Source organism: Amycolatopsis sp. NPDC058278 (assembly GCF_042881395.1).
Taxonomy (GTDB): Bacteria; Actinomycetota; Actinomycetes; order Mycobacteriales; family Pseudonocardiaceae; genus Amycolatopsis.
Genome location: NZ_JBHVXZ010000038.1, coordinates 69,289 through 77,817 on the forward strand (window position 1 = coordinate 69,289; position 8,529 = coordinate 77,817).

Sequence of the window (8,529 nt, forward strand, 5' to 3'; positions counted from 1 at the left end):
GCAAAGAAAGGATCTCCGTTCGTGACGCGGTCACGCATCCCCACCAGCCGCCATCCGCGGGTTGTGGCCAGGAGGGGGTCCGGCTTCCTGCTAGCGGGTAGCGGAGTTGGCCGCTCCGGGATGACGGTGCCGTGACCAACGTCAATCGTGGGGCAGCTGAACGCCGGCGGCTGGAACCTGCCGCGCTGCCGGTTTCGCGCCGGACTCCTCCTCCGCCGCCTAGCTGCCGCTGCAGGCCACCGGGCTCACCGGTCGACGTCCTCGATCAGGCGCCGGTGCAGTTCGACCGTGAGGACATGGATCTCACGGGTCAATTCTGTGTTGGTCTTGAGCTCTTGGTCCTGCTCAGTGAAATCGTGATCGGCCTTGGCCTGCTGGAACGCGGCCTGACGGTTCTGTCCGACCATGACGAATGTCGACAGGAAGATCGCTTCGAGGGACACGATCAGGGTGAGTTTGGGCCACGGATCCGACTCGATGAAGACCATCCAGACTGCGAACAGCACAGCGTGGATGTAGACGAACCGCATGGAGCCGGCGAACGCGGTGATCGCGTCGGCGATCCGGAGCTGAAGATCGTCATGTCGCTGTGCTCGGTGTGCCAGGACAACTGGGTGGTGCGGTGAGCTGTCGGTGAATTCGGGCGGCACGTCATCTCCCGGAACCGGAGGTCGGAGCCGGACCGACTGATCCGGCTTGAGTGTCCGTTCCTACACGCGCGTCGCCGCCGATAACAAGCGGCCGGTGAAACCGAAGCCCTTCGGTCATGAATCTGCTCACGACCGGGGTGCTGTCGCAGCACCTACCAGAACGTCCGCGGTGGCGGCACCGGCGCAGCCCGCAAGAGGACGCGCTCACCGCCTTATAGTCCCGGCACGGCGAGCACGAAGCCGCACTCGCCCTCGGCTTTCTGCCCCGCCCGCCCGCGCTGGAGTCTGCCGCCCGTCGACCGCGGCGTCAGCCGTGACCGTGCTCGCCCGCGTCGATTCCGTGGGGCTCGAAACCGTCGCCACCGAAGCCGTGCACAGCGGCGAGAACGATCGCCGCGGCGACCACGAGTCCGATGAGGACAGTCACGACCATCAGCAGCCGACGGCGGCCGGGGGCCGGTTCTGGGGCGCGCCCGAGCAGCACCGCGAGGTCGGCGGCGAGGTTCCGGCGAGCGGCGGCCACGATCGGCCGCCAGCCCGGCGCCGCATCCGGCAAGGGGGCGGGCAGATCCGCGGTCACCTCCGCGAGTTCGTGGCGGAAGCGGATTTCTCCGATCCGCGCCAGGCGTTCTTCGACTTCGTCCATCGTCAACCGGCCTTCACCGGCCGCCGCGTAGAGCGCGGCCCGGACCTGCTCACGTTCCGCATCCGAGCAGCGGATCCCGTCCGCGGTGTCCGTGGGCGGCGTCGAGCCGGCCGGATTCTCACTCATTGTCTCCTCCTTCGTGTCGGATACGCCTTGTTGCGAGGTTAACCGCGGAAAACGGCACTCGGCCCGGTCGAACGTTAATGTTCGATGAGAGTTGCCGCCCTCCGCGCCACTCTCAACTACAGTTACCCTGTGTCATCATCAGCCGGACGAAGGAACGCCGCGTGCACTTGGTGATCGTCGACGACGAGACGGCCTTGCAGAACTCGCTGTCGCGGACCCTGCGCTTCGAGGGCTATACCGTCTCCGTCGCCGGTGATGGCGCGGCCGGGCTCAAGCTGGTCCGCGACGAATCACCCGACGGCGTGCTACTCGACGTCACCATGCCGGTGCTCGGCGGCCTGGAGGTGTGCCGGGTGCTGCGGGCCGAAGGCAACACCGTGCCGGTCCTCATGCTGACCGCCCGGACCGGCGTGACCGACCGGGTGGCGGGCCTAGACGCCGGCGCCGACGACTACCTCGTCAAGCCCTTCGCGCTGCAGGAACTGCTGGCGCGTGTGCGCGCGCTGCTCCGCCGCACCGAGTACAACGCCCCGCCCGCATCGTCGGCCCCCGCGGCGCTGCGGTTCGCGGACGTGACCCTGGACCCCGCGACACGGGAAGTGTTCCGCGGCGACCGTCCTCTGCACCTGACCCGGACCGAGTTCGCGATGCTGGAGACGTTCCTGCGCCACCCGCGGATCGTGCTGACCCGGACCGTGATGTTCGAAAACGTGTGGGGCTACGACTTCGGCACCGCGTCCAACGGGCTCGACGTCTACGTCAGCTACCTGCGACGCAAACTGGAGGCCGACGGCGAACCCCGGCTGCTGCACACCGTGCGCGGGGTCGGCTACGTGCTGCGCGAGGAGCCGCTGTGAAACGCCCTCGGTGGCACCGGCTTTCGCTGCGCGCGCGGCTCGGTGTCCTGGTGGCCGCCGCCGTAGCGATCGCCGTGGTGCTGGTGTCGGCGATTTCCTGGAGCATCACCCGCGCGGATCTCTTCGACCAGTTCGACGCCCGGCTGCAATCCTACGCCCAGCTCGCGGCCAAGACCTCGTCCCCGGCCGAAGCGCTGGCAACACTTCGCTCCACCGAGAACCGGGACGGACCCGGCCGCGGCGGCGGCCTGACCGTGCAGTTCCTGTCCCCCACCGGCGTCGTCACCGGCACGGCAGGCGACAAACCCTTCATCCCGCCCCTGCCATCGGAAGCGCCGCCGGCCTCGGGCGCGCTCGGTCGCACCTCCGACACCCGCCGGATCGACGGCGACCGATTCCGGGTGTGGACGGCCCAGCGGTCCGACGGGGGCACAGTCGAGGTCGCCCAGGACTCCGAGGACGTCGAGGACACGCTCGGCCGGCTGGGTTTCTGGCTCGTCGTCGTGTCACTGGCCGGGGTCGTCGGGGCGACGCTGGTGGGCCGGTTGATCGCCCGGTCGGCGCTGCGCCCGGTCGACGACCTGACCGCCGCGGCCGAGAACGTCGCCCGGACGCAGGAGCTTTCCGCGGCCATCGAAGTCACCGCGGCCGGGGAGATCGGCAGGCTGGCCACGGCGTTCAACGCGATGCTGGGCGCGTTGAGCCGCTCCCGCGACGAGCAGCGGCGGCTGGTCGAGGACGCCGGCCACGAGCTGCGCACGCCGTTGACGAGCCTGCGCAACAACATCGAGTTGCTCATCCACGCCGAGGCGAACCCGCAGCGGCAGCTTTCGGCCGAGGACCGGTCGCGGCTGCTGGCCGACCTCGACACCCAGGCCGTCGAGCTGACCGCGCTGATCGGCGAACTGGTCGACCTGTCCACCGGGGAACGGCCGAGCGAAGTGCCTGAACGGGTGGCACTGGCCGATGTCGTCGGTTCGGCACTGGAACGCACCCGGTCGCGGTGGCCGAAGGTGTCCTTCACCGCCGAGCTGACCGAGGCCGAGATCCTCGTCCGGCCGGCCGCCCTCGAACGCGCCCTGCTGAACGTCCTGGACAACGCCGCGAAGTGGTCACCACCCGGCGGAACCGTGCAGGTGACGATGTCGGTGACGCCGGACGCGGTGCGCGTCCGGGTCGATGACGAAGGCCCGGGAATCGCCGAAGCCGATCTGCCGCACGTGTTCGAGCGGTTCTACCGGGCCGACGCCGCCCGCGCCCTGCCCGGCTCGGGCCTCGGACTGGCCATCGTCGACCAAGTGCTCACCCAGCACGGCGGCCGCGCCGAGGCCGGCCGAGCCGATTCCGGGGGCGCTCGCTTCGACCTGGTCCTCCCGGCGGCCGCTTCTTAACGAAACCGCGCGTGATCTTCATCGAGCTCTCATGGACGGGCACCACCGTCTGAGGGGTGACTCCACGGTCCGCGCTCTCGCCCACTCCGCTGGCGACCCTGACGCTGGTGATGGCCGCCGTCGCCCAGGTCATCATCGCCGGGCTGACCCTCGGTTTCGCCGGAAATGTCAGCCCTTGGCGTGACCCGGTCAGCGACTACGCCTGGCACCGCGGTGGCCGGTTCCTGTTCGCGGTTGCCGTCATGCTCCTGCTCGCGGCCGCCGCGGCGCTGGCGGTCGCCGCTCACCTCGCCGCGCTGCCCCGGACGCCCCTCGTGAGCGCCCTGTTCCTGTTGTGGACGGCCGGGCTCGTCGTGGTCCTGCTGTTCCGCAGCAACCTCAGCGCCACGGACCCGACGGCGTCCGGGGAGATCCACCGCGCCGGCGGGGCCGTGCTGTTCGCCAGTCTCCCGCTGGCCGCGTGGACGTTGAGCAGGCGCCTGCGGACCGACACCCGCTGGCTCGCCGCCGCGAGCCCCCTCCGGCGTGGCGCGGTCGCGGGAGTCGTGACCGCGGCGGCGTTCGGCAGCGCGCAGATCGTCGGCTGGCTCCCGGCCGGTCTGCTCGAACGCGTCGCGCTGCTGGCCGAGTTTCTGATCATCGCCACCACGGCGACCGCGCTGCGGCGGGCCGTCCGATGACCGCCCTAGCCATTGCGTGCGCCCTGCTGGCCGCCGTTCTCTTCGCGGCGGCGGCCACTCGCCAGCACGACGAGGTCACCGAGCTGGCCATCGAGGGCACGCCTCGGCTGCGCACCCTCGCCCGGCTGCTGCGGTCGCGCGGATGGTGGGCAGGGACGTCGCTGGCCACCGGCGGGAGCCTGCTGCACGTCGCCGCCCTGTCCCTCGCTCCGCTTCCCGTCGTCCAGCCACTGGGCGTCTTCAGCCTCGTCCTCACGGTCGTCTTCGCCCGTCGGGCCCGCAACCGCCGGGTCCTCGGCGCCGTGATCCTGGTCCTGCTCGGCGTCGCGGGCTTCGTCACGCTCGCCGCGTCCGCCACCACGCACACGTCGATCAGCTGGGGAGCGGCCGAGTCGGTCGCGCTGGCCGGGTTCGTGCTGGCCGCGGTCGTCTGGTTCGCCCGGGCGAGCTGTGCCGTGCTGGCCGGGGCCGCGGCCGTCCTCTTCGGACTCGGCTCGGCGGTCGTGCACGCCGCCGTCACCCAGCCGCTCGCAGCCGCCGTCCTGCTCGGTGCGCAGGCGGTGCTCCTGCTGGGCGCCGGTGGGGTCGTCCTGCACCGCGCCTACGCCGCCGGGCACACCGCGGTCGTCGTCGGCACCACGACCGTGCTCGACCCGCTGACCGCCGTCGCCGTGGCCGCCCTGGCCTACGGCGAAGCGCCGCACCTCACCGCGACCACCGCGGTCCTCGCGGCCGCGGCCGCTTTCGTCGCTCTCGCCGGTGTGCGCGTGCTCGCCGGTGCCCTCTCGCAAGATCCGTCCCGAGCCAAGGAGAACTCCGTGCCCGAGCACCCGTCCGGCCTTCGCATCCTGATCGGCGCCGACACCTTCCCGCCCAACGTCAACGGCGCGTCGTTCTTCGCCGAACGGCTGGCTCGTGGGCTTGCCGCGCGCGGCCACGACGTCCACGTCGCCTGCCCGTCCGCCGACGGTCCATCGCGCACCGAGGAGCGCGACGGCTATGCCGTCCACCGGATCCGCTCCCGGGCCATCCCGTTCCACGGCGACTACCGGTTCTGCACGCCGGGCGGCGCCCGTAAGGAGGTCGGTCCGCTGCTGGACCGGCTGCGTCCCGACGTCGTCCACGTCCAGGCCCACTTCGGCGTCGGCCGCGCCCTGCTCGAAGCCGCGGCCGAGCGCGGGCTGCCTGGCATGGCCACAAACCACTTCATGCCGGACAACCTGCTCGGCTACACGCCCTTCCCGCGGCGGGTCAAGGACTCGATCGCCCGGTGGGCCTGGTGGGATCTGCTGCGCGTCTACCGCGACGCGCGGATCGTGACCACGCCGACGCCGCGGGCGGCCGAAGTGCTCGCCAGGATCGGGCTCGACCGGCCGGTGCAGGTCGTTTCGTGCGGCATCGATCTCGCGCACTACGCCGCGTCCGCCGTCCGCCCGGGCGACGGGCCGATGTCGGTGCTGTTCGTCGGCCGCCTGGACGCGGAGAAGAACATCGACCAGCTGCTGCGCGCCCTCGCCCCGCTGCCGCACGTCCGCGCGGACCTCGTCGGCGACGGCACCCGCCGTCACGACCTCGAGACGCTCGCCGCCGAGCTGGGCCTCACCGATCGCGTGACGTTCCACGGCTTCGTCTCCGACGCCGAACTCGTCCGCCGGTACGCCGAGGCCGACGTGTTCTGCATGCCCGGCACGGCCGAGCTGCAGAGCCTAGCCACGATGGAGGCGATGGCCGCAGGCCTGCCCGTGGTCGCCGCCGACGCGCTCGCCCTCCCGCACCTCGTGCACCACGGCACCAACGGCTACCTCTTCGCACCGGGCGCGATCACCACCATCTCGCGGTGGATCGCCGACCTGGCCGCGGATCCGGCCGCCCGCGCCACGATGGGGGCGGCGTCCAGGGCTCTCGTCGCCCGCCACGACATCGATGGCGCGCTGGCCACTTTCGAGGCCCAGTACCTGATCCTGCTCGGCCTGCCCGCGCCGGCCATGGTTCCCCAGACCGCATAGCCCGCCAGACCCGGGCAAGACCCGCAGTATTTCTCCATCCGCGTAGCACCGAACTCGGGAAGGCACCGTGCTGGACTACTTCGAGGCGATCGTCGTCGGTGCCTTCCAGGGCATCACCGAGCTGTTCCCGGTCTCCAGCCTCGGCCATTCCGTGCTGATCCCCGCGGTCGTCGGCGGGCAGTGGGCGAAGGACCTCGACGTGTCGGCTCCGGAGTCGCCGTACCTGGCGTTCATCGTCGGGCTGCACGTCGCCACCGCCGCCGCGCTGCTGCTTTTCTTCCGCCGCGACTGGGCCCGCATCATCGGCGGGTTCGTCAGCTCGATCCGGCACCGCCGGGTCCAGACGTCCGCCGAGCGGCTCGCCTGGCTGATCGTGCTCGCCACCATCCCGGTGGGGGTCAGCGGGCTGTTGCTGGAACACCTCTTCCGCACCACGCTCGGCAAGCCGATCCCGGCCGCGGCGTTCCTGATCGCCAACGGCGTGGTCCTCTACGGCGGCGAACTACTGCGCCGCCGGGCGAACGCGACCGCCGTCCCGGCCGACGCTCCCGGTGCGGCCGCCGACGCGGACGCCGCGGCCGATGATCGGCTGTCCCGGATGTCGCTCGGCCGCGGCACGCTGATCGGGGCTGCCCAGGTACTGGCCCTGCTGCCCGGGATCAGCCGGTCCGGCGGCACGATGGTCGCCGGGCTGCTGCGCGGGCTGTCGCGCGAAGACGCCGCCCGCTTCTCCTTCCTGCTGGCCACGCCGGTGATCCTCGCGGCCGGGGTGCTGAAGATCCCGGACCTGTTCGGCCCGCTCGGCACCGGCATCCACGGCCAGGTGCTCGCCGGCAGCGTCGCCTCGTTCGTCAGCGCCTACCTCGCGGTCCGGTTCCTCACCCGCTACTTCCACTCGCGGACCCTGACGCCGTTCGCGATCTACTGCGTGCTCGCCGGAGCGGGTGCGCTGGCCGTGCTCACCCTCCGCTGAGACGAGCCGGGTCGGTTCCTTCCCGGTGGGCCGTCCGGGCGGTGTGCACGTCGGCAGCGTGCTCCCCGATCCAGCTCATCAACCCGTGGAGGAGCTGCGTGATGCCTTCGCCGAGCTTTGACAGCCCATAGCTGACCATCGGCGGCGTCGAAGGATGCACCGTACGCACGATCAAGCCGTCTCCCACCAGCGTGCGAAGCGTCTTGGCCAGCATCTTCTCGCTGATGCCCTCGATCTTGGTGTGCAGTTCCGAGAAACGCAGCGGGCCGTCGCGCAGGCCGGTCGACTGCCTGGCGAAGCCGGGCGGGCCGTCGGCGAACCGCGCCACCTCACCGAAGACCTCCCGCAGCACGGGCAGTCGCGCGTCACCACCGGCACCGCGGCGGCCAGCGCCTCCATCGCCGCCAGCCCGAACCCCTCCCGCCTGGCCACCGCCGATCACGATCACCGGCCGGTGCCGGCCGTCGAGCTCGAAGTTCATGCCGATCAGTGCACCCGGGAATCATTTCCGGACGGTTCATCCGGAACACCGACGCGTTACCGGACCGGGCGGGAGTAACGCTTCCGCGGTCACGCGCTTAACACTGCCCGGTGTCTCAAAGTGAGACGAAGAATGGCCGGCCCGCTCGTAAGATTCGGGGCGGCGCCAAGGAGGCCGTGATGCTCGACCTGGACTATCGGCGGGACGCGATCGTGGTGCGCATCCGCACGGCGACGCCCGCAGTGCTGGATTCCGTCCTGCTGGACGGTTTGGCCGCGGCCATCACCTACATCGGTCCCCGCCGGCCGATCGTCCTCACCGGCGTCGGCGGCGTTTTCGCCCCCGACGTGGAGACCGCACCGTGCCCGGCCCGGACCGACGCGCTGAACCGCCTGCCGGGGGTGCTGAGCGCACTGCGCTCGCACCCGCTTCCCATGGTGGCCGCCATCAACGGTGACGCGATCGGCGCCGGCTACGCACTGGCCGAAACAGCCGACGTCCGGATCATGTCCGGAGGAGCCGTCGAGCCCTCGTCCCGGCGTGCGCTGCGTCTCCAGCCGAGAGCGGCGGTGGCCGCCGGACTGGTGGAGCTGCACTGTTCCCCCGGGCATCTGATTGATCTCGCCCTGCGGCTGGCCGCTCAGCCGCAGGGCGCTTTGGCCGGATAGCCGGCCACCGCTCCCGAGTCTGGCGACAGCAGCTCCTCGCGGCACGATCTG

Annotated in this window: 9 protein-coding genes; 6 read left to right on the forward strand and 3 right to left on the reverse strand. The window is 71.2% G+C overall.

The genetic code is table 11. The features are described from left to right. Positions 1–245 precede the first annotated feature (245 nt). Both ACFVYA_RS21225 and ACFVYA_RS21230 read right to left on the reverse strand, forming a co-directional pair. Complete coding sequence (locus ACFVYA_RS21225) at positions 246–650, reverse strand: DUF1003 domain-containing protein (protein ID WP_387047219.1); 405 nt, start codon at positions 648–650, stop codon at positions 246–248. Positions 651–957: 307 nt separating this feature from the next. Beyond that, on the reverse strand, positions 958–1,422 hold the full coding sequence (locus ACFVYA_RS21230; RefSeq protein WP_387047221.1) for a DUF1707 domain-containing protein: 465 nt from the start codon (positions 1,420–1,422) through the stop codon (positions 958–960). A 161-nt stretch (positions 1,423–1,583) separates the two neighbouring features. On the opposite strand from ACFVYA_RS21230, the gene ACFVYA_RS21235 reads away from it, so the two are divergent. The 5 genes from ACFVYA_RS21235 to ACFVYA_RS21255 all read left to right on the forward strand — a co-directional run bounded on the left by ACFVYA_RS21235 (position 1,584) and on the right by ACFVYA_RS21255 (position 7,329). Next, a complete protein-coding gene (locus ACFVYA_RS21235) occupies positions 1,584–2,279 on the forward strand; it encodes a response regulator transcription factor (RefSeq protein ID WP_387047224.1) in 696 nt (231 codons plus the stop codon). Next, entirely contained in the window at positions 2,276–3,670 is a 1,395-nt protein-coding gene (locus ACFVYA_RS21240; protein WP_387047226.1) for an ATP-binding protein, read from the forward strand. The genes ACFVYA_RS21235 and ACFVYA_RS21240 overlap by 4 nt, the downstream gene beginning before the upstream one ends. 56 nt (positions 3,671–3,726) lie before the next feature. Next, positions 3,727–4,350 carry a DUF998 domain-containing protein gene (locus ACFVYA_RS21245; RefSeq protein ID WP_387047228.1) on the forward strand — a complete coding sequence of 208 codons (624 nt, stop codon included), beginning with the start codon at positions 3,727–3,729 and terminating at the stop codon, positions 4,348–4,350. After that, positions 4,347–6,356, forward strand: coding sequence for a glycosyltransferase family 4 protein (locus ACFVYA_RS21250; RefSeq protein ID WP_387047230.1), 2,010 nt, complete (start codon positions 4,347–4,349; stop codon positions 6,354–6,356). Before ACFVYA_RS21245 ends, ACFVYA_RS21250 begins: the two co-directional genes overlap by 4 nt. 67 nt (positions 6,357–6,423) lie before the next feature. After that, on the forward strand, positions 6,424–7,329 hold the full coding sequence (locus ACFVYA_RS21255) for an undecaprenyl-diphosphate phosphatase (RefSeq protein ID WP_387047232.1): 906 nt from the start codon (positions 6,424–6,426) through the stop codon (positions 7,327–7,329). On the opposite strand, the gene ACFVYA_RS21260 is transcribed toward ACFVYA_RS21255, so the two are convergent. Next, entirely contained in the window at positions 7,316–7,810 is a 495-nt protein-coding gene (locus ACFVYA_RS21260) for a winged helix-turn-helix transcriptional regulator (protein ID WP_387047233.1), read from the reverse strand. The genes ACFVYA_RS21255 and ACFVYA_RS21260 overlap by 14 nt on opposite strands. A 179-nt stretch (positions 7,811–7,989) precedes the next feature. On the opposite strand from ACFVYA_RS21260, the gene ACFVYA_RS21265 reads away from it, so the two are divergent. Next, positions 7,990–8,478 (forward strand): enoyl-CoA hydratase-related protein, encoded by a 489-nt coding sequence (locus ACFVYA_RS21265; protein WP_387047235.1) that lies wholly within the window; start codon positions 7,990–7,992, stop codon positions 8,476–8,478. The last annotated feature ends 51 nt before the right edge of the window (positions 8,479–8,529 follow it).

Bases quoted from the DNA above. Each gene is read 5' to 3' on its own strand.
- ACFVYA_RS21265 (WP_387047235.1), top strand. From the start codon at position 7,990: ATGCTCGACCTGGACTATCGGCGGGACGCGATCGTGGTGCGCATCCGC.
- ACFVYA_RS21250 (WP_387047230.1), top strand. From the start codon at position 4,347: ATGACCGCCCTAGCCATTGCGTGCGCCCTGCTGGCCGCCGTTCTCTTC.
- ACFVYA_RS21230 (WP_387047221.1), bottom strand. From the start codon at position 1,422: ATGAGTGAGAATCCGGCCGGCTCGACGCCGCCCACGGACACCGCGGAC.
- ACFVYA_RS21260 (WP_387047233.1), bottom strand. From the start codon at position 7,810: ATGAACTTCGAGCTCGACGGCCGGCACCGGCCGGTGATCGTGATCGGC.